Origin of the sequence: Dermabacter vaginalis (genome assembly GCF_001678905.1) — a bacterium.
GTDB lineage: Bacteria > Actinomycetota > Actinomycetes > Actinomycetales > Dermabacteraceae > Dermabacter > Dermabacter vaginalis.
The window spans coordinates 2,343,946-2,364,753 of the sequence record NZ_CP012117.1; the positions used below are offsets into that span (position 1 = coordinate 2,343,946).

18 protein-coding genes are annotated in these 20,808 nt (G+C 63.9%); 10 read left to right on the plus strand and 8 right to left on the minus strand.

Annotated elements, in window-relative coordinates:
* Positions 1–68 precede the first annotated feature (68 nt).
* Positions 69–1,337, minus strand: a complete 1,269-nt coding sequence (locus DAD186_RS10285; RefSeq protein WP_065248594.1) for a phospholipase D-like domain-containing protein — start codon at positions 1,335–1,337, stop codon at positions 69–71.
* Positions 1,338–1,340: 3 nt separating this feature from the next.
* Positions 1,341–2,369: an ornithine cyclodeaminase family protein gene (locus DAD186_RS10290; protein ID WP_065248595.1), complete on the minus strand. Its 1,029-nt coding sequence runs from the start codon at positions 2,367–2,369 to the stop codon at positions 1,341–1,343.
* Positions 2,370–2,435: 66 nt separating this feature from the next.
* Between DAD186_RS10290 and DAD186_RS10295 the strand changes: the two genes are divergently transcribed.
* Positions 2,436–2,975 carry an NADPH-dependent FMN reductase gene (locus tag DAD186_RS10295; protein WP_065248596.1) on the plus strand — a complete coding sequence of 180 codons (540 nt, stop codon included), beginning with the start codon at positions 2,436–2,438 and terminating at the stop codon, positions 2,973–2,975.
* Positions 2,976–2,985: 10 nt separating this feature from the next.
* Complete coding sequence (locus DAD186_RS10735; RefSeq protein WP_082991253.1) at positions 2,986–3,588, plus strand: GNAT family N-acetyltransferase; 603 nt, start codon at positions 2,986–2,988, stop codon at positions 3,586–3,588.
* Positions 3,589–5,164: 1,576 nt separating this feature from the next.
* On the opposite strand, the gene DAD186_RS10310 is transcribed toward DAD186_RS10735, so the two are convergent.
* The 4 genes from DAD186_RS10310 to DAD186_RS10325 are packed head-to-tail and all read right to left on the minus strand — an operon-like array spanning position 5,165 to position 8,613.
* Positions 5,165–5,920, minus strand: a complete 756-nt coding sequence (locus tag DAD186_RS10310) for a phosphonate ABC transporter ATP-binding protein (protein WP_065248599.1) — start codon at positions 5,918–5,920, stop codon at positions 5,165–5,167.
* 1 nt (position 5,921) lies between these two features.
* The gene (locus tag DAD186_RS10315; RefSeq protein ID WP_065248600.1) at positions 5,922–6,824 is read right to left on the minus strand and encodes a putative selenate ABC transporter substrate-binding protein; all 903 of its coding nucleotides are present in this window, start codon (positions 6,822–6,824) and stop codon (positions 5,922–5,924) included.
* A gap of 32 nt (positions 6,825–6,856) precedes the next feature.
* Entirely contained in the window at positions 6,857–7,969 is a 1,113-nt protein-coding gene (locus DAD186_RS10320; protein ID WP_082991204.1) for an FUSC family protein, read from the minus strand.
* 53 nt (positions 7,970–8,022) lie between these two features.
* Entirely contained in the window at positions 8,023–8,613 is a 591-nt protein-coding gene (locus DAD186_RS10325; protein WP_065248601.1) for a manganese efflux pump MntP, read from the minus strand.
* Between the two features lie 126 nt (positions 8,614–8,739).
* Between DAD186_RS10325 and DAD186_RS10330 the strand changes: the two genes are divergently transcribed.
* The gene (locus DAD186_RS10330; protein WP_065248602.1) at positions 8,740–9,420 is read left to right on the plus strand and encodes a metal-dependent transcriptional regulator; all 681 of its coding nucleotides are present in this window, start codon (positions 8,740–8,742) and stop codon (positions 9,418–9,420) included.
* Here DAD186_RS10330 and DAD186_RS10335 read toward each other — a convergent pair.
* Positions 9,417–9,977 (minus strand): TetR/AcrR family transcriptional regulator, encoded by a 561-nt coding sequence (locus DAD186_RS10335; protein ID WP_065248603.1) that lies wholly within the window; start codon positions 9,975–9,977, stop codon positions 9,417–9,419. The two genes, DAD186_RS10330 and DAD186_RS10335, sit on opposite strands and share 4 nt — an antisense overlap.
* Positions 9,978–10,188: 211 nt before the next feature.
* Here DAD186_RS10335 and DAD186_RS10340 point away from each other — a divergent pair, with 211 nt between their 5' ends.
* The 5 genes from DAD186_RS10340 to DAD186_RS10360 all read left to right on the plus strand — a co-directional run bounded on the left by DAD186_RS10340 (position 10,189) and on the right by DAD186_RS10360 (position 17,751).
* A complete protein-coding gene (locus tag DAD186_RS10340; protein WP_065248604.1) occupies positions 10,189–10,842 on the plus strand; it encodes a TetR/AcrR family transcriptional regulator in 654 nt (217 codons plus the stop codon).
* A 12-nt stretch (positions 10,843–10,854) separates the two neighbouring features.
* Positions 10,855–13,731 (plus strand): YhgE/Pip domain-containing protein, encoded by a 2,877-nt coding sequence (locus tag DAD186_RS10345; RefSeq protein WP_065248605.1) that lies wholly within the window; start codon positions 10,855–10,857, stop codon positions 13,729–13,731.
* A gap of 76 nt (positions 13,732–13,807) precedes the next feature.
* Positions 13,808–15,784 carry an HSP90 family protein gene (locus DAD186_RS10350; RefSeq protein ID WP_065248606.1) on the plus strand — a complete coding sequence of 659 codons (1,977 nt, stop codon included), beginning with the start codon at positions 13,808–13,810 and terminating at the stop codon, positions 15,782–15,784.
* Positions 15,785–15,793: 9 nt separating this feature from the next.
* The gene (gene nadE / locus DAD186_RS10355; RefSeq protein WP_065248607.1) at positions 15,794–16,633 is read left to right on the plus strand and encodes an ammonia-dependent NAD(+) synthetase; all 840 of its coding nucleotides are present in this window, start codon (positions 15,794–15,796) and stop codon (positions 16,631–16,633) included.
* Positions 16,603–17,751, plus strand: coding sequence for a hypothetical protein (locus DAD186_RS10360; RefSeq protein WP_148110237.1), 1,149 nt, complete (start codon positions 16,603–16,605; stop codon positions 17,749–17,751). The genes nadE and DAD186_RS10360 overlap by 31 nt, the downstream gene beginning before the upstream one ends.
* Positions 17,752–17,772: 21 nt before the next feature.
* Here the strand turns inward: DAD186_RS10360 and DAD186_RS10365 are convergent, their stop codons facing one another.
* Positions 17,773–19,245 (minus strand): protein adenylyltransferase SelO, encoded by a 1,473-nt coding sequence (locus DAD186_RS10365; protein WP_065248609.1) that lies wholly within the window; start codon positions 19,243–19,245, stop codon positions 17,773–17,775.
* Positions 19,246–19,331: 86 nt separating this feature from the next.
* On the opposite strand from DAD186_RS10365, the gene DAD186_RS10370 reads away from it, so the two are divergent.
* Positions 19,332–20,168 (plus strand): glycoside hydrolase family 25 protein, encoded by an 837-nt coding sequence (locus DAD186_RS10370; RefSeq protein WP_065248610.1) that lies wholly within the window; start codon positions 19,332–19,334, stop codon positions 20,166–20,168.
* A gap of 3 nt (positions 20,169–20,171) precedes the next feature.
* A complete protein-coding gene (locus tag DAD186_RS10375) occupies positions 20,172–20,786 on the plus strand; it encodes a DJ-1/PfpI family protein (RefSeq protein WP_065248611.1) in 615 nt (204 codons plus the stop codon).
* Positions 20,787–20,808: the final 22 nt, after the last annotated feature.

Here is a 20,808-nt window from a genome sequence, read left to right on the forward strand (position 1 = left end):
GAGCCAGGCTAGGCCCGCAATCCCACGGGCGATTGACGCCCCGGTGGCCTCGAGGTGAACGAGCCGGGTTACATGACGGGGCGCAGCGGAATGAGCAGCTTTTCGGTGACCTTTTCGATACCTGCGCGTGCCTTCCATTTTTCGGGATCGACCTCGTAGCAGTCCTTGAAGTCGGCCTCGAACACCTTTTCGAGCGCCTCGGCGAAAGCCGGGTCGGCAACTTCGAGGTTGGTTTCGTAGTTCAGCGCGAGCGAAAGCCGGTCGAGGTTCGCGGTTCCGACGGTCGCCCACATTCCGTCGATCGTCGCAATCTTCGAGTGGTTCATCGCGGGCGTGTAGAGGAAAATGCGGACGCCTGCGTCGAGCAGATCTTGATAGAAGCCTCTCGCGACCCAGTCAACGACCACGTGGTTGGACTGCTCGGGGAGCATGAGGCGCACGTCGACCCCACGCGCCGCGGCTGCGCGCAGCGGCTCGAGGAGCTTGCCGTCGGGAACGAAGTATGGGGTCGAGAGCCAGATGTTCTTCTGGGCGCGCTCGATAGCCGCGAGGTACATGCGGCGAATCGGGTACACGGCCTGGAGCGGGAGGTTCGGATGGACCTCGACGCGTGTGTTCCACGCATTAGGGGCGACCCAGTCGATGCGCTCGTCGGCGCGGCGATCCTCGTTCCACACGTTCACGAATGCCTGGCGCAGCTCCCACACGGCGGGCCCCACCTCGCGCACGTGGGTGTCGCGCCATTCACTTTCGTAGGCATCGCCGATGTTGAAGCCGCCCACGTAGCCGATCTCGTCATCCACGACGAGGACCTTTGAGTGAATGAGGCCAGTCGAGCGAATCGGTGCACGCCAGAATGACCCCGAGATGGGGTACATGCGGTGAACGTTGATGCGCTCATCAAGCTGCTCGAAGAACTGGCGAGGAACCACGAGGTTCGCGAACACGTCCCAAATGAGGAACACATCGACCCCGCGCGCAGCCGCGTTGTTCACGGCGTCCATGAAGCGCTGCCCCACGCGGTCGCCCTTCCAAATGAAGGTCGCGAGCATCACCGTGTGCTCGGCACGATCGATCGACTCGATCATCGACTCGAAGAGATCCTCGCCGCTCGTGAAGATCGTGATGTCCGACTTCTCAACGGTCGACTCAAACGTGCCCGGCTTGGGGGCGCGGCGCTTCTTGCGACCGCGTTTCGTGTAGGCGTCCATCGCGAGGAGTGTGCCCACAGCGACTGCTTGCGAGGCGGCAATCCCCGCAGTCGCCGCAAGTGCGGCACGCTTCGCGACGCGTTTTGCACGTCCAATGGCGCTTTGCTGTGCAGTGTTCTCACTCATGGTTCAATTCTCGCAAGTCTTGCTGAAGTTTGCGTCCCCGTCCACGTGCTTTGCCACGGCAGCCGCCACCACAAGGTCCTGCCAGCTCATCCCCACCGTGGTAACGACCGTGGGGGCGTCCGGAACGTTCACCTCACCTGCCGCCATAGTCGCCTCTTCGCCAAGGAGCGCCTTCATGCTCACGAGTGCGTTGTCGGCAAGGGACCCGTCGGCTATGGCGCGCACAACGTCCCCGTTCTCGCGCAAGGCCACAGCTTCATCCTCGACGATGACGCGGGCGCGGCCCATCGTCGCGGCGGGAACCTCACGCGTATCGGGGGTGTGGGCGCCAACGGCGAGAATGGCCGCGTGCGGCTGCACCCACGGGTCTTCGAATACGGCTTCTTTCGCGGCGCTCGCGCACACGATCACGTCGGCGGCCTCGACGGCGGCGCGGCAAGCGTCGGACCCGGCACGCACCGCTCCAACCTCGCTCGCACACCCCTCCTCGCCGACCGCGAGCGCACTCTCGCTCACGCGATCCGGATCGCGCACCGCGTAGGTGACCGCGCCGAGCGCCTCGAAACCCACACCCCCGTCGCCGCATTCCGCCGCGAGGGCGCGCACGAGCCCCTCCCCCTGGACCCCCGCCCCGAAAGCGACGATATTCGGGCGACGCGTGACGTGCGCAGCGATCGCCGAAAGCGCAGGTCGCGCCCCCGCGATCGCGACGGCGGGCGTACGCAGTGCCGTGAGGGCGATCCCCTCAACGAGCGAGTGCGGCGTGAGTGTTTCCGCGTCGCACAGGAGATAGGTGCCCTGGATGAAGGGCCGGCCCTTCTCAGGGTTGTGCGGGGCGAGGGTGAGGATCTTGATCCCCGCATCCTTGCCAACGCTCGAGGGCATCGTGAGGAACTCGCCTGCATCGACAGGAGTGAAGGTGCGCTCGGGATCGCTCGCGGGGTCAAATCCCCGCTCGAGAGCGGCGGTCAAGGCGTCTGCCGCGGCGCGGTAGCCCAGGGCAAACACCTTTTCTGCGGTGAAGGTTTTCATGCCTTCACTGTGTCATGCGTGACTTGAGGCGAGCCGAATCCGGAAGTGGAGGCGTAGCCTCGAGGCATGCCCAGATTATTGATTATTCACGGAACGACGCGCCCCTCGCGCACGGGAATCCTCGTGTCACGAGCGCTGGAAGCCCTCGCGAAGGACATCACGAACTTCGACGTCGAATTCGCGGATCTCAAGGAGGTCAATTTGCCCTTCCTTGACGAGCTCGAGCCTCCCCGCGCCGGAAACTATCAGCGCCCTCACACGCGGGCGTGGGCCGCCACCGTGGACCGGGCCGACGCGATCGTGTGGGCAACCCCCCAGTACAACGGCTCGTTTTCGGCTCCGCTCAAAAACGCGATCGACTACCTCGCGGCGGAATGGGAGGGCAAGCCGCTTGGCATCATCGCGTGGGGCTACCACAATGGCGGGCTCGACGCGGCGCGCGCGCTCGCGCCCGTTGCCGCTTCCCTTCGCATGAGGCTCGTCGAGCCGCTCTTCGGTTACACGAGCTACGGCGCTGACCTCAAAGACGGTTCCCTCGCCATCAGTGAGGAATGGACCCAGAACGCCACAACCCTCCTCAAAGGACTCGAAGAACACTCAGCGTAAGATGCTCCCCATGCTTTCTTCACCCCTTCGTCTCGCCGGCGACTTCGTTGTTCTCGAACCGCTCTCGCTCGACCACCTCGCAGGACTCAAGGATGCGGTCACCGATGGCGATCTGTGGAAACTCTGGTACGCCAATATCCCGGAGCCCGCGCGGATGCGCCAGGAGATCGAGCGGCGCCTTACGCTGTGCGAGGAAGGCTCGATGCTCCCTTACACGGTGATTCGCAAAGTGGATGAGGATTCCGGTTACATCGCCGGGATGACGAGCATCATGAACATTGATCGGCCTCACCGCGTTGCCGAGATTGGCGCCACCTGGTACGCGAAGAGTGTGCAGGGCACAGCGGTGAACCCCGAGGTGAAGTTTCTGCTGCTACGCCACATGTTCGAAGTCGAGAAGCTCCAGCGGGTCGAGCTTCGCACGCATTCGCTCAATCACGCCTCGCGCGCGGCAATCGAGAAACTTGGGGCCACCTTCGAAGGTGTCATGCGCCGCCACCGGATCCTCGCGAACGGCACGACGCGCGACACCGCCCTCTACTCGATCCTTGACTACGAATGGCCCACCGTGCGCGCGGGGCTCGAGCACCGGCTCGCGCAAGCGCACGCCTAAAGGGGCGTTCGGTTCCGACGGCAGCCGCCCTACCTCCAGGCTTTTCGTGCCGAGGCGCTCACGAGGTCCACGAGGATCGAGAGCACGAGAAGCGCGAGGACAACCGTGAGCATCGAGGAGTAGTCGAAGGCCGTGCGCTCGGCCTCGAGAACGCGGCCGAGGCCACCCGCGCCCACAACGCCAACCACGACGCTTTCGCGAATGGTCACTTTCCCACCGGTAGAGGCTGTAGGCGGCAAATCGACCTTTCACGAGAGGGATCACTCCGTAGACGGTCTCGGCAAGTCGGCTTGCTCCGGCATGGCGCAGGGCGAGTGAAGGGCGGCGATCGACCGTTTCAAGAGACTCGGCGTAGAGCCGCCCAAGCACGCCCGCGTTGTAGATGCCGAGTGCGAGGGCGCCGGGGAGTGGACCCGGGAAAAGCACAAAGAGCAAGAGCAATGCCCACACGGGCGGCGAGGTCACACGCACGAGCAAGAGGATCGCGCGAGCGAGCGCGCCGAGGGCTTCGCGCGCGACGTGCAGCGTGCCACGCTCCCCCTCGGGAGTCACGGGAGGTGGCGTGGCAACAAACGCCATGACACCGCCGAGGAGCGAGGCCACGGCGATCGCCGCAATCGACATCGTGACCGTGAGTGCACAGTCCAGCAGCAACTGCGGCAGTGTCGAGGGAAGCGTGGGCGGGAGCGCCTTTTCAGCAACGCGCGCCGCACGTTCGGCGATCCGCACAAGGTCGAGCTTGACGATGTTCACGCGCAAGTGAAATGCCGAGAGAAGAAGAAGCACCGCGATGGTCATCGATGACCCGAGCATGAACCGGCGCGAAGGGTCACGAAGGTTCCGGCTCCACCATTCGCACGCGAGACCCACGAGAAGAAGGGCGTACATCACGGTCCACATTCGCTCAAAAGCGAGGCCCTGAAACGCCGTCGACAGCTCGAAGCCGAGCCCACCCACGCCGAGCATGCCGAGGATCACCGCGGCGCGAAGCGAGCAATCAAGCCGGTAGAAGGCGTAGGACACGAAATCCTTCCACACGCGAGGGAGGGTCCCGTACGCGAAGGCCGCAACCTTCCCTGCACCCGCGAGGCGGAGCGCATCCGAGGGGCCCGTGGAGGTCTCATCGATGATCTCCGCGTAAACCTTCGCGGTAATCGCCCCAAACGGTATCCCGATCGCGAGCACGCCCACGAGGGGATCTCTCCCGAGCACGAGCAGGAGCGCCACCGCCCATATCGTTTCGTGCACGCCGCGCGGAAGCGCACACGCGAGGCGCGCCGTGATCCACGCCGTGCGGGATCGCCACCAGCCCTCACTCATGAGTACCCCGCCGAAGAAACCGATCACGACCGCGAGGGCCGTGCCGAGTACGGAAAACGCGAGCGTCGTGAAAGTCGCCTCGAGGATGCGCGATACGTAGGAGAAACTCAGCTCAGGGGAGAAAGCCGCGAGCCAAAACCGGGCAAGCGTCGGAAAACCCCCGGTGCCAGGGCGACGCCCGGCATGACACTCACAACCGACACGAGAACGGCGACGACGGCGGCGATACTCCACCATCGCGCGCTGCGCGTTTTCGTCATGCGTCGATCCTGTAGAGGGCTCCTGTGCGCTCAGCATTCACATCGCCCGCGGGCAGATCGAACTCGATGTTTCCCGCGCGCAGGCCCACGACGCGATCGGCACACTCGGTCGCGACCTTCGGGTCGTGGAGGCTCACGATGAGTGCGGCGCCCGTTGAGTCAACGACGCGCGTAAGGATCGCCATGACTTCGCGCGCGCGGGCCGGATCGAGCGCGGCAATCGGCTCATCGGCGAGGATCAAGTCAGGCCGCTGCACAAGGATGCGGGCCAGCGCGACCCGCTGTTGCTCTCCCCCCGAGAGAAGTCCCGTGCGCCTCGAAGCGAGGTGGGCGATGCCGAGCTCCCGCATGGCGCTCTCGGCGATCTCGCGCTCGCGCGGGAAGGCGAGCGAGGTGAGAGCGCGAACACTCCCCCAACGGCCCAGGTTGCCCGCGAGAACGTTCTGGAGCGCCGAAAGTGGCTCGACGAGGTGGAGGCCCTGGTGGACCGTGCCGATTCCGGCACGCGCGGCCCGAAGCTGCCGGCCGGAAAGCTCGGCGAGGTTCTTCCCCGCGATACGCACCGTTCCGGCACTCGGGCTCACGGCCGCCGTGCACACGCGCAGGAGTGTGCTCTTGCCCGCGCCGCTCGGGCCGATGAGCGCAACTCTTTCGCCGGGAGCAACGGTGAGGCTCCCGGCGAAAGCGCAACGTTCGCCAAAGCGCACCTCGACGTTCTCGAGGTGCGCTGCGGCCGTGTCGCGACCGGTCATGCTAGCCGAGCAGATCCAGTTTCTCGGCGGCCTCTTCGATGCGTGCGTAATCTTCGGGCTTCGCGTCGATGATGCTGCCAGCCTTGTAGAGGTCGAGCACGGCCTTGCCGTCCTCGTCCTCGTGCATCGCGAAGAGGGCGTCCTTGAGTTTCTGGGCAAAGCCCTCACCAAAGTCCTTCTCGGCCTCTTCCCGAAGGATCCAGTGGTAGTCGTGGAACGTGGGCGTCTCGAAAACGGCGATGACCTTCTCGGTATCGACCGTGCCGTCTTCGAGGCGGCTCCTCCACACCTGCGCGTTCACGGCACCGCCCTCGTAGGTGCCGGCTTGCACGAGCTCGATGGTCTTATCGTGCGAGCCGGAGAAGCCTGGCTCGCCCGCGAGGTCACCCTCCTCGACACCCGCTTCGGCGAGGAATGACGACGGCATGAGGCGGCCCGAGGTCGAGGTCTCAGAACCGAACGTGAAGCGCTTACCGGCGAATGCCGAAAGGCCTGCAACCTCGCTCACGGGTTCAATCCCCGAATCCTTACTCGCGATGAAGATGCTCGTGAACTTTTCGTCGATATCGCGCTGACCGATGATCGTGACATCCGGGTTCTGCCTCCGGGCTTGCACCCCCGTGAGACCCCCGTAAAACACGAGGTCGAGATCGCCCGTGCCGAGCTGCGCGACCGACGCGGAGTAATCGGGAACGGCAACATACTCAACATCCCGTTCAAGCTTCTTCGCAAGATACTCGGCGAATGCTTCCTCACGTTCGGTGAGCACATCCGGGTCCTGATCCGGAATTGCGCTCACGCGAAGGGGGCGCGAGGAGTCCTCAGAAGATGACCCGCATGCGGCGAGAAAGGAAAGGGCGGGAAGTGCGGCGGCAGCCTGGATGACCCGGCGTCGCGAAACCATTAAAAAATCCTTATCAGCAGGGAGAACGGACGTTATCGAATCTTACGCGACGCCCATCGACGCTCCACAATCAGCCCAAATACGACGACGGCGATACCGACGCAGGCACCGATCGACGTTTCAACGATGCGGGGAACAAGCATCTCGTAGTTTCGCTCCGGATTTGCGAGATGCACCATGAGCAGCGCGAGCGGAGTGACGAACACGAGCCCGAGCGAGTAATTGCGCGTGACGAACATTTCCGCAAGGAACTGCATCACGACGATCCATACGACCGTTTGCCACGGCTCGCTCGGGAACGACATGAGGAACGCCGCAATCACGACACCGAGAACGGTCCCCACGACGCGATGGAGGGCGCGGTTGACTTGCCCTAGTCGACGCGTCTCGGAAAGTGGGGCGACGGCGGCCACCTGCGCCCAGTACGGCGAGGGGATCATAAGTGCGGTCGAAATGCTCCCCGCGAGTAGCGCCGCCGAAGAAAACCGCCCCGCATCCTGCACATAATCCGCGCGGGATACGCGCTCGGGCGCGGGAACCGCACGCCCCGTGTTAGCTTCACCGAGCACGTGAAAAAGCGCGCTAAACGCCAGGGAAATCACCACGCTTCCGCCGCCAACCAAGAGCGGCACCCACAGGGGAAAGTTATGCGGGCTCGTGGCGATGGCGGTCGAAGCGAAAACGAAAAACAGCACGCCCCTTGGGCGCAAGCCAAAGCGGGGCACGAGGCCCGACGTCAGGGCGGCAACAATCGTGCCAACGATGACGACGATCCAGGCCCCGGGAAGCGTCGGCACGAGCGCCCCAACGTGACGCGCGGCCGTCGCAAAAACCTCACACGCCACAAGGGCACTTCCCGCGATGGCTTGCTGGCGCACGCGTTCGCGCGTGGGCACGAATCGACCGTACAGAGAGCTGAAGGTGCCAAATGACGCAAACAGCGAAAGGTCAAGGCGCCCCAGCAGAAGGAGAATCACGAGGGGAAGGGCCACCGAAAAGGAGATGCGCACGGCGGGGACGAACTCTCCCCGCGCCTCGCCAAGGGTCACAAATGTGCGGGCGCTCGAGCCCACGTGCTCTCTCGCTTCGGCAGGAATCGCGTGCAGAAATGTTCGGTGGTGGCGGGAAACGTGAGATTCAGGCACGTTCTTCAGGATAAAACCATCCAAATTGAACGTGCATCAGCGCTAGCGGAAACTCACGCCGCGAGGTGTTCGATGAGGATCTTGAGGCCGAGGGCAATGAGCACCACGCCGCCGCCGATTTCGGCGGGTTTCCGAAAGCGGGCGCCGACCCGGTGACCAATGATGACCGCGAGGAAGGACAGCACGAAGGTGACGGCGGCGATCACGAGCGCGGCCTGAACGATGTTCACGGCGAGCACCGCGAACGGCACCCCGATCGCGGCGGCATCAATGCTCGTGCCAATTCCCAACACGAGAATCTTCTTGAGGTCGAAACCCGCATCTTCACGCTGTTCGCGAACATCCTCGGGGGCAAAGGCCTCGCGGATCATGAGGCCGCCGATAAGCGCGAGCAGCGCGAAGGCGATCCAGTGGTCGACGGGCGCGAGAATCTGCGAGAACTGCGACGCGAGGGCCCACCCGAGTACGGGCATGAACCCCTGGAATGCGCCAAACACGACCGCGATGAGCACCGCGGCCCGGTAGGAGAGTTGCCGCATCTGGACGCCCTGCGTAAGTGCGGCGGCGAAGGCATCGGCGGCAAGGCCGATACCCACAAGAAGAATTGCGAAGATGTCCACGTTTTCCCACACTTTCGCGCCCATGACCGGTGTGTCTAGAGGAAACCGAAAGTGAGGACGTCCAAACAATTTGACGGACCCTATCTCGCGGGCGATTCTTGAAGCGGGCCGAAGGGCCCTTCGCTGCCCGCGCATGAGAGGCCCCTCCCCATGAAAGCCACGTCGGAACCAACCAGGGTCACCGAGGACTACCTCGCTGTGATCTGGAAGGCAACCGAATGGCCAGACGACGGGCACACCCCCGCTACGAGTGCGATCGCTTCCGCACTCGGCGTCTCGCTCTCGACTGTTTCCGCGCAACTCAAACGCCTCGCGGGCGACGGCCTCCTCGACTATCGCCCCTACGGCGCGATCACCCTCACGAGCGAGGGCGAGAAAATCGCCCGCGAGGTCGTGCGACGCCACCGCATTCTTGAGACTTTCCTCGTGGAACACCTCGGATTCGCGTGGGACGAAGTGCACGAAGAAGCGGACCGGCTCGAACACGCGACGAGCGACAGGCTCATCGCACGCATGGACGATCTTCTCGGGCACCCCGCGGTCGATCCGCACGGGGACCCCATCCCGTGCGATATTCACGAGGCACCGTCACCGGGGGTCCCTCTCGCTCGCTGCGTGGAGGGGCAAAGGCTCGTTGTCTCGCGGGTCTCCGACGAAAACCCGGACATCCTGCGCTACTGCGCGAAGCGTGGCCTCGCACCCGGGGCGCACCTCACGATTCTCGAGAGGCTTGACTCGACGGGCCTCATGAGCATCGAGATGGAGCAAGGGCAGGTCGAACTGAGTGCCCAGATCGCCGGCGCGATCAGGGCGGTACCCAAAGGCGATTAAGCGCGCTGCTCGCGCGCCTCGGCACGCGCCACGAGGCGCTCGACGAGCTTTGCCCGGTTGGCTTCGGAAATCGGGCGTCCACTGAGGTGGTTGTATACCCACAGCCCCGCACTCAGAACGTGATCCTCGAGACGCTCAAGATCCTCATCACTCTCAACATTTTCACTCGGGTTGAGGAGCCAGCGCTCGTCAATCTCATCCCAGGCCCTCTCATAGTCATGATGGCTAAGCGCCTGGATGTTGAGGAGAATCTCGGCGAGTGGTTCTTCGCGCTCGAGCGCACTGACGAGCGCGCGCTCTCGCTGTGCCTGCGTGAGGTCCTCGGGGGCTTTGCCGCCGCTTACGCGAACAAGCTCGCGCTCCCACAGGTGCGCGGCGTACCGGTGAAGCTCGATGAGGAGGTCGTGGCGCGACGGAAAGTGGTAGATCAGGCCCGACTTCGACATTCCGCTCGCTTCCGCGAGCGAATCGAACGTGAGTCCCTCGACGCCACCGCACTCGGTGACGAGGTGGTAGGCGACCTTGAGGGCGAACTCTTTCTTGCTGGTTCTGGGCATGGGGGTCCTAGGGGCGGGGATCAGCGGTGAGGGGATTGCTTTTCAAAATAACAACGTTTGTTACCGTCCGTGGCGGATAGCGACTGAACGCGAGGTATGCCACATTTCTTACAGACGTAAGCGACATCTCTTTACATCTGTAAATCACTGGTCTACTTTTGATCCGGTCGAAAAGACTGACACCTGTAAATAAGAGCAGAGTCGAGGCCCCATGTCTGTCCTGTACGCCGCCAGGCGCGCCCTCGTCCATCGCGACGAGGAACTCCCGATCGATCCGCGAGCCCAAAAATCACGCGAATCGCTCATCCGCGTCATGATCGACGCCCTCGACGACAACCCGCAGCCACCGAGCGTCTCCGAACTCGTGCGACGCGCCGGCGCGAGCCGACCCACGTTCTACCAGCACTTCGGAGATATCCCAACGCTCATGCATGCGGCGGCCATGGAACGCCTCGAAGAGGTTTTCGCGATGCTGCCCCAGCAGGCGTCGGACCCCACGGAGCCCACAAGCCCCACCGACTTCCCCGACAACTGGACCCGCTTTGCGGCCGAAAGCCTCACGGCGCTCTTCACGCACCTGAGCGAAAACCGCGCGTTCTACCTCGCGGTTCTTGACGGCCCGAGCGGGCGTGCCGCCGAAAGCGAACTCACGCGATTCCTCGCGGGGCGTATGCTCGGCTTCGCCACGCTCCGCGACGCGCTCACCCGCCTCACGGGCCCCCGCGCCGCACGCTACGCCGAATTCCTTTCGGCGGGCCTCCTCTCGCAAGCAACCAAGGACCTCCGCGATGACCTCCCGGTCACCGCGATGGTCGAAACGACGACCGATTTCCTCGCGGCCGCGACCGGCCTCAAAGCCGCCTAAGGAGCACGTTTCATGTCACAAGCCACCAGAGAGGCCTCGCGCAAAGCCAAAGCCAACTCGATCGCGCGTCGCCTTCGCAATTCAGGCAACAGCCTCTCCATCATCCGCATCATGATCCTCGTGATCGGCGTCTCGCTCGTCCCGCTCGTCTACGCTGCGCTTCTCACGTGGTCGAACGTCGACCCCATCAACCGGCTTCACCAGGTCCCCGCGGCCGTCGTCAACCTCGACAAGGGCAACACCGACCCCGACCTCGATCTCGGCGACGAGCTCACCGACGAACTCCTCGATTCGACCGCGAACAACAACCTCGACTGGACGGAAATGTCCGAGTCGCGCGCCAACAAGGCGCTCCAGGACGGCGAGGTCTACGCGGTCTTGAGAATCCCCGAGAACTTCAGCAGCAATGTCGCCTCGGTCGGAAACGACGACCCCTCGACGGCAGTCAAAGCTCAGCTCTCGATCACGACCAATGACGCGAAGAACATGATCTCGGGCAACCTCGCCCAGACCATCCTCACGAAGGTCACCGACTCGCTCAACGAAAAGGTGAGCGACGAATACCTGCACAACATCTACGCGGGCTTCAACGACATGCACGACTCGCTCTCGGAAGCCGAGGACGGCGCAGGCCAACTCGCTGACGGTTCTTCCGACGCGAAAGACGGCGCCGACAAGCTCGCCGACGGCACCGCAACCGCGAAAGACGGTTCGAGCCAACTTGCCGACGGCACCGCCACCGCGAAGAACGGCTCCGGCAAACTCGTCGTGGGTCTCGGTGACCTCAAGGACGGCGCCGTCAAGCTTTCGAGTGGCGCTTCCACGCTTGCGAACGGCACGACGCAGCTCAAGGACGCGACGGGCCGCGCCGCTTCCGGCGCGGGTGATCTCGCGAACGGCGTGGGCCGACTCGACTCTGCCGCAGGCCAGCTCAACGACGGCGCAACCAAGGTCAATGCCGGCGCGCTGCGCTTGCGTGACGGCCTCACTAACGCTCAGGATGGCTCGGCGAAGATCGCTGCTGGCCTCAACGAACTGAACTCGAAGACGTCGATCCTTCCCGGTGCGGTCGCGGAACTCAAGAACGGGTCGGCGGCGCTTGCCGACGGTTCCGAACTCATCGCCGAGCGTATGGAGGACCTGAGCGAGCGCGGTCCCGAGATCGTGGACGACCTGCACAAGGTCAAGGACAAGACGCGCGGTGCGCACGATGAGGCCGTTGAACTCAAAAAGCTCACGGTCGAAGATGTCGAAGGCACCGAGGACTACGCGGAATCGCTCGCGGATATTCAAGCGCACTGGGATGAAATGGATCCCGACCAGCAGAAGCTTATGATCGATGGTCTCAAGGACGGCGCCGATCAAATCGCCGAGCGTTCCCGGAAGATCAACGCGGGCGTAAGCGACCTCGACCTCAAGATCATCGTTCCGCTCGATGTGGCCGCGCACGCTCTCGACAACAAGGTCAACGAGCTGCCCGCGCTGTTCGACCACGCGGCTGCAAAGTCGCGGGAAGTCGCAGACAAGTTCAAGCGGCTCGACGACGGCGTTGGCAAACTCGACGCGAAATCGACCGAGCTTGTGGATGGCATCAACCAGCTCGCCACTGGCGCGAACACACTCGACGACGGGCTCGGCAAGCTCTCGAATGGTGCCGGCGACCTCACAGACGGCACGGGTCGCTTGGCCGATGGCACAGGCCAGCTCAAGGACGGTACGGGCACCGCACTCGCGGGCGCTTCGGCCCTCGCCGATGGCGCGGGCAAGCTCGACGCCGCGAGCGGGAAGCTCAACGATGGCGCGCAGCGCCTCGCGAGCGGAACGGGCGACCTCACGAACGGCGCGTCGAAGCTCAAGGACGGCGCGACTAAGCTCGACGGCGGTATTGGCAAGCTCAACGATGGCGCGGTCAAACTCAACGACGGCATCGGTCAACTCGACGACGGTGCTCACAAACTCGGAGGCGGCCTCGGTGACCTCAAGGACGGCGCGAATGAGCTTCACGACGGTCTTGCTGCCGGTGTCGAAGAAGTTCCGAATTACAACACGTCCGAGAAGGATCACCTCGCGAGTGTCGCCGCGCAGCAAGTCGACCTCTCGAAGCACCGTTTGCACGAAGTGAAGAGTTACGGCTACGGCCTTGGCCCGTACTTCATGACGCTCTCGCTGTGGATCGGCGCGCTTGCGTTCTTCCTCGTATTCCCGGCCCTGAGCGGTCGCCGCGTGGGCAGCAACATGCCCGCGGCGATGGTCGCCCTCGCGAGCTACCTTCCGAGCGCGTTCGTGAGCCTGCTCCAGTCGGTGCTCATGGTCTCAACCGTGCACTTCCTCGTGGGCATCGACATGGTGCGTCTCGGCCAGGCGTTCCTCATTTCGTTCATCGCCTCGCTGACGTTCATGGCACTCAACCAGGCACTCGTCGCGTGCTTCGGCCCCGTGGGGCGGTTTATGTCGCTCATCTTCACGGTGCTCCAGCTCGCCTCGGCAGGTGCGACCTATCCGATCGAGACGACCCCGAAGCTCTTCCAGATGATTAGCCCGTACTTGCCGTTCACGTCCGTTGTGAACGCGCTCAGGGTGGCGATTGCTGGTGGAGACATCAACTTCGCCCACGTCATCTGGGTCATGGTCGCGTACGCGGCGGTGGCGGCGGTGATGCTCGTGTTGGGCGTCCGCGCGAAACGCCGGGTCGAGAAGCTCAAGGAGAAGATCCATGACCGCGTCGAGAGCGCTGAGCGCGAGGATGGGTCCGCGACTGAGACGGCGGAAGGCTCCGAAGGAGCAGTAGATCCCGACGGTCCCTCAGAAAGTGCGGAGGAGCCGGAGGACGCCGAAGCTCCTCGGGGAGAGGAAGGCACCGACTCTTCGGCTCCGGAGCAGGAAGCCTGAGTAGCACCGGGCGCGAGTTATTCACAATCGGGGTCCGACGCCCGCCAGGGCTCACCTGTTTCCGTAGGATCGAAGCATGACGCTTCCTTCCCAACCGTTTCAGGTCAATCTTCACGCGGTCGTTGAGCTTCTGAGTACGCATATTTACTCGCGCCCGAGTGTGTTTCTTCGCGAGCTGATTCAGAACGCGCGCGATGCGATCATGACCAGCATCGAGCAGGGCACGCTCGCGCCCGACGATGCCCTCATCCGCATCACGCCCGTCGGCCCGGAATCGAGCGAGCTCGTCGTCACCGATAACGGCGCGGGAATGTACCGCGAGGACATGGCGGAACTCCTCTCGACGGTCGGTCAATCGAGCAAGCGAGATATCTTCGATCTGCCTCGCACGGATCGCCTCGGCCAGTTCGGCATCGGTCTGCTGAGCTGTTTCATGGTGAGCGACGAGATCATCGTGGAAACCCGTCCCGCCGCGGGTGGTGAGGCGAGTCGCTGGGTGGGTCGCAGCGATGGCACATTCACGCTCGAGCCACTCGACGGCACCTCCGGTGCGGGGATCAAGGTTGGCACTCGAGTGCGTCTCACGCCTCGCCCCGAGTCACGCGAACTCACGATGTACGCGCGCGTGTGGGAGCTCGCGACCTTGTACGCGGAGTTTCTGCCCGTCACACTCGAGGTGTGCGGTCCGCGCGGGACCGAACGATTCGTGAACCGCACGCCGTTCTTCACGCGTCACCTCTCGCCGAGTGTTCTCCCCCCGGAAACAGGCACTCTGGAGGAGGGCAGCATCGAGGACCTCCACGCATGGGCCCTCGAGCGGGATCTCGAGCACCTCGCCGAATACGGCGCAGAACTGCTCGGTGCCCCTCCGCTCGACATGATCGACATTTCCGTTCCCGAAACAGGCACGCGGGGAACCGCTTTCGTACTTCCAGCCTCGCCCTCCCCAGGTGCGAAGCAAACCACGCGCGCTTACATGGGTGGCCTCCTCGTTTCCGAGTCCGTTCCCGATCTGCTCCCCGAATGGGCGTTCTTCGTAAGGGTCGTTCTCGATTCCACGGGTCTCACCCCCACCGCCTCGCGCGAAAACTTCGTCAACGACGAGGCGCTCGCGGTCACGAAGCGCGCGATCGCCTCGAGCCTGCGCGCATGGATCCTCTCGCTCGCCGAAAACGATCCTCGCGGCCTCCAGCGGTTCCTCGCCATCCACGACCTCGCATTGCGCTCCCTCGCAGTTCACGACGCCGAGCTCGCGCGCATCGTGCTTCCCCATTTCACGTTTGAAACGAACCAGGGACGCATGCTCGTGAGCGAGATTGTCGCGGCGAACCCCCGCGTGCGCTATGCGGAAACAACCGAAGAGTTCCGCCAGCTCGCGGGCGTGATTCCAAGCGACCAGATCGTTGTCAACGCGGGCTACGTGTACGAAAAGGACCTCATGCGGATGCTTGGGGAGGCCCTCCCCTCCGCGAGCGCCAACCCCATCACGCTCGGCGATGTGATCGCACAATTCGGCGCCGTGCTCGGCGCCGATGCCGAGGGCGCAGAACGCGTGCGGGCCCTCGCGGAAACCGCGCTTTTCGGGCTCGACTGCGACGTCCAGGTGCGCGCTTTCACGCCCGAAGATGTCCCCGCCCTCTACGTCGTCGACCCCAACGTTTTGCGAAGCATGGAGCTCAAGCGCCTCGAGGAATCCACAAGCGGATTCTGGGGTGATCTCATGCGTGAAGTCACGGCGGCGCCAAGCCCCGAGCAAGCGTCGGAAAACTCCGAGCCGGGCCTTCCCACCCTCGCCACGCTCGTGCTCAACTGGAACAGCTCCCTCGTGAAGATGCTCGCCGGCATCGACACGGATGATCAGGTCGTGGCCTCGCGAACGCTGCGGCTGATGTACGTGCAGGCGATGCTCGCGGGACACAACCCGCTGAGGCCCGCGGATCGCGCGATCCTCAACGAATCGCTTTCGGACATGCTCGCGCTCTCCACGAACCTCATGCGGCGCGATATCTCGGTCGAGGATTTTCTCGAGCCGGGTGACGGTCACGAAAGTTAGGCTGGGATCATGCGCGAACTTCAACACACGATCATCAGCGAGATGGGCGTGAAGCCCCATATCGAGCCCGCGGTGGAAATTGAGCGCCGCGTAGCCTTCCTCACCGAATACCTGCACGCGACCGGCACGAACGGCTTCGTGCTCGGCATCAGCGGGGGTGTGGATTCAACCCTCGCGGGCCGTCTTGCGCAGCTCGCGGTCGAGAAGGTGCGCTCGCAGGGCGGCGATGCCAGCTTCGTCGCGGTTCGCCTCCCCCACGGTGTCCAACACGATGAAGCCGATGCGGCAGCGGCGATGGACTGGATCGGTGCGGACCGAGAAATGACCATCAACATTAAGGGCGCTACGGATTCGCTTCGCAGCGAGTTCACTTCGGCGGCGGGCCACGAGACGAGCGACTTCAATGCGGGCAACATCAAGGCGCGCCTGCGCATGGTCGCCCAGTACGCAATTGGCGGCGACGAGGGACTTCTCGTAATCGGCACGGATCACGGCGCGGAATCCACGGTCGGGTTCTTCACGAAATTCGGCGATGGCGGTGCCGACATCCTCCCGCTTTTCGGCCTCAACAAGCGCCAGATCCGCTCGCTCCTCGAGCATCTCGGCGCACCGGAGCCGCTATGGCGGAAGGTTCCCACTGCCGACCTCCTTGATGGCAATCCGGGCCGCACTGATGAGGACGAGCTCGGCGTGAGCTACGACGACATCGACGATTACCTCGAGGGCCGAGAGATCCCCGTAGCCGCCGCCGAGAATATCGAGCGCCGCTACCTTTCTTCGCGGCACAAGCGCACGACCCCCGTCACCATCACCGATACGTGGTGGAAGGGCGCGCCGGGGTCTCGATGAGCGAAGCCGAAACTTTCGAAAGCCTCACGCGCCGCTTCGATTCCCATGCGCCCATGCCGCACCGGGAACGCTGGGACATCGGCAAACGCGCCGAGCGCCTCGCGGAAGAGTCTGGCGATAAGCGTGCTTTGTACGAGATCCGTATGCGTCTTGTGGGTTTCGCCTTTCAGGCCGCCGAAGCTACGGAGCAACTCACACTGTTCCTGTGGTGCGCGCACATGCATGACTCCGATCCGGCTCGCTACCCCACACGACCTCTCGAAGCTCAGCCGGACGTTGACCTCCTGTGGTGGTACAAGTGGCTCACGGTGATGCTTCTCAGCTACCCGCAGTACTCGCTCGCCCAGGTGCGCTCCGCGCTCGACATGATGCGCGCCGCCTACCGCCGCGAAGGCGCGGGCGAGGCGGGAATCCTGTGGGCCGAGCTCTCACTGGCTCTCGAAACGGGCAGAAACGATGAGGCGCGAGAGGTGCTCGCCCGCATCAAGGCTTCCCCACCCGACGAATACTCCAACTGCGATGCGTGCGCGCGGGCACAAGAGGCCACGATTCTGTGGGAAATGGACGACGATGAGGCGGCTCTTCGCCTCGTAGACGAGATCCTCGATCAGGGCTACGTGTGTGCGGAGGAGCCACAGTCGATCGCGTCGGAAGCGCTTCTAGCTTTTGCGCGCGCCGGGAGGCTTCCCGAGGCTGCGGCTCTCGCGGAATTCACGTATCCGCTCATCATGTCCTCGCCCATGCACCTCAGCCACCAGATCGACCACATGCTGTTCCTTCTCTCGACGGGCAATCCCCGCACCGCGGCGATGCTGTTCGTGCGGCATTTGCCGAATGTTCGCCACGAGGGTCTCCCCCCGAGCTCGTATCTCGCGGCTCTCAAGCAGCTCGTGGTGGTCGCAAGCGAGCTCTCTCGCGAGGGCTACGGTGCGATTGAGATCGAGGGGGTGCACGGCGAGGCTACGACCATTGAGGGCTTCATTGACTCGGCTCGCGCTGAAGCTCGCCCGCTCGCGATCGCCTTCGATAAGCGTGATGGCACGAGCGACCGCGTGAAATCGCTCGAGAGCGCCGGCAGCATGCCTCTCGAACGCTTCGAGTTCGAGCTCGGCGGCTGAGCGTACGTTCGCCCTCGCCGCTTACGTTCCACAAAAGCTCGTGAAGAAGCGCGCATTCGGCGGTGGAGATTCGAGATCGTCTAAGCCGTCCACGCGCGTAAAGGGGTTGCGGATCGCCGCGAGGAGCCGTTCGAATGTGGCGGCATTGCCCCGCTCAATGTCGCGCAGTGCCTTCTCGACATGGTGGTTACGGGGAATGTAGATCGGGTTCGCTTCCCGCATGAGTGTTGCCGCGTGCTCGGGGCTCGTGCCCGCACGTGCGCGATGCTCCTCGAGTTCCGCTTGCCACGCACTTCCCGCAGCGAATTCCCCTTCACGTTCCGCATCATCGGTGAGGGCCCTGAAGAACAGGGTGAAATCCTGCTCTTCACGCTCAAGTGCGTCGAGGGTATGCGCGATGAACTGCTCTACGCCCGCTTCCGGTGTGGCACCGATCCCGAGTTTCCTCGCGAACACGCGTGTAAAGGCCGCACGGTACTCCTGCTCAAACTCCCTCAGCACGGTGCTTGCCTGCTCGATCGCGGTTTCCGGATCGGGATCGAGCAAATCAAGTAGCGACTCGGCGAATCTCGCCATATTCCACTGCGTCATCGCGGGCTGCTGCCCGTAGGCATACCGGCCACCCGTGTCGATCGAACTGAAACACGCGCCGCTCTCGTACCGGTCGAGGAAGGCGCACGGCCCGAAGTCGATCGATTCGCCGGCAACGCTCACGTTGTCGGTATTGAGCACGCCGTGCACGAATCCCACGCCCATCCACTGCGCCACGAGTCGCGCTTGGCGCGAAGCGACACCGCGAAGAAGAGCAAGGGCGGGGGCCGTAGAGGCGTCGGGCCCCTCATCCCAAGCGGGGTAGTGCCGCTCGAGCGTGCTCCGCACGAGCCTTTCTCGCGTATCCGGCTCGATCGCGCCCTGGTCAGAAGCGATCCTCGCGAATTGGAAGGTCCCTACCCGCACGTGGCTCGCAGCCGTGCGCACGAGAATCCCCGCGGGTTCCGGCTCGGGAGCGCGGCGCCTGATCCGCTCCCCCGTCTCGAGAACCGCGAGAGTGCGGCTCGTGGGAATGCCGAGGGCATGAAGCGCCTCCGAGATGAGGTATTCGCGATACATCGCACTGAGCGGCGCCTTGCCATCGGAGCCCGGGCGCGAGAAGGGCGTGCGCCCACTGCCTTTGAGGTGCACATCCACGAGTGCATCGCCAATGGTCAACTCGCCCACGAGGTGGGCGCGGCCGTCGCCAAGAACGGGGGAAAACGTGCCGAACTGGTGGCCCGAATATGCCATCGCATGCGCGCTTGTCGCGTTCGCCAAGTCGCGAACGAGTCCCTCGACCGCCTCGGTTTCCTCCCCGGGGTCACTCCCGAGCTCTCGCGCAAGCGGGGCATTCACCGCCGCTACGCGCGTATCGGTGGGAATGTCGGGGGCACACTCGCGCACGAGGCCGGGAAACTCGCGCGCAAACTGGGTCGTGAGGGGCGGAAACTGGGAGCACACACCACCACGCTACAGGGGCATGCCCGACGCTTGCTCACCGAGCGTCATACCCACCTTCGTGTGCGCTGCCCCACTACACTTTCCGTATGCCCCGCTTTTCTCGCGCCGACATCTATCGGCGCCAATACAAAGCGATCGTCGTCATCTTCGCCGTGTGCTTCGCGCTCGTCTCGATTGTCACGCTCGTGAACACCATCGCGGCCGGGCAACCGTCGGAATCACGCGCGAACCCCGCCGCCGCGCCCACACCCGTTCAGGCCCGAGTGATGACGATCCCCGAAACCCCCGCCAATGCGCCCGCACTTTCGAACTTGCCGCGCGGCGTTGAGCTCACCGAAGGGGAGAGCCTCGGCATTGATGTTTCTTCGCATCAAAAGACGATTAAGTGGGGCGATGTCGCCGATGCGGGTGTGAGCTTTGCGTACATCAAAGCGACCGAGGGCACTGGCTATAAAGACCCAAAGTTTGCCGCGAATTGGGACGGTGCCTGGAAGGCTGGCATCACGCCCGGGGCGTACCACTACTTCACGCTCTGCTCCCCCGGCGCGGATCAGGCACGCGACTTCTTGAAGGCGGCCCCGCCCGATTCGGGTGCGCTTCCACCCGCCCTCGACCTCGAATTTGATGGCGCGTGCGAAAAGCGCCCCGAGGCTGAGCACGCCAACGCCGAGGTCGAGGCCTTCGTGAACGCGGTCGAGAAGGCCTGGGGGCGCAAGCTCGTGGTGTACTCGAGTAAAGAGTGGCGCCAGCACTACGACCTTCCGCACGCTGATGGCCGGCCAGACTGGCTTTTCTCCGAGCACCAACGGCCTGATCAGGAGGATTGGGCGGTGTGGCAGCTGCGGTTTAATGGCGCGGTCGAGGGAATTTCCACGAAGGTCGACATCGATGTGATTCGACCGAAGCACCTCAAAGGAGATTAAGAAATGACGAGGCGAGTGAGCGTCGTCCTTTTTGACGGCTTCGAGCTTCTTGACGTCTGCGGGCCTGTCGAACTCCTCAGTCACGTCGACGGCATCACGCTTGACTTTGTGGGGCCCGAGGTTGGTCTCGTGTCGAGCGCACAAGGCCTTCGCATGGAGTGTCGGCGTTCGTTCCGGGAGCTCTCACAGGAGCCGGTCGACATCCTGCTCGTCCCTGGAGGGCCCGGGACGCGTGGGCTCGTCGACGATGCACCTTTCCTCGCGTGGCTGACCGAGGTTGGCACGCGCGCACGGCTCGTCGTTTCCGTGTGCACGGGCTCAGCGCTGCTCGCGGCCGCTGGACTGCTCGAAGGCTACCGGGCAACGAGCAATAAAGCGGCATTTGAGTGGGCGCGCACCTTCGGGCAGAAGGTTGCCTGGCAGAGGGAGGCTCGGTGGGTGGAAGATTGCGATCGGTGGACGTCCTCGGGCGTGGCCGCAGGGATGGACATGGCCGCCGCACTCATAGCCTCCCTGTGTGGCATCGAGGCGCGTGATCGGGCCCTCGCGAAGGCGGAGTACACAGCCCATACCAACAGCGATTCGGATCCCTTCGCCGCGGCGCCTCCTCTGCCCTGAGGGCGTGCACAGCGGGGCGGCA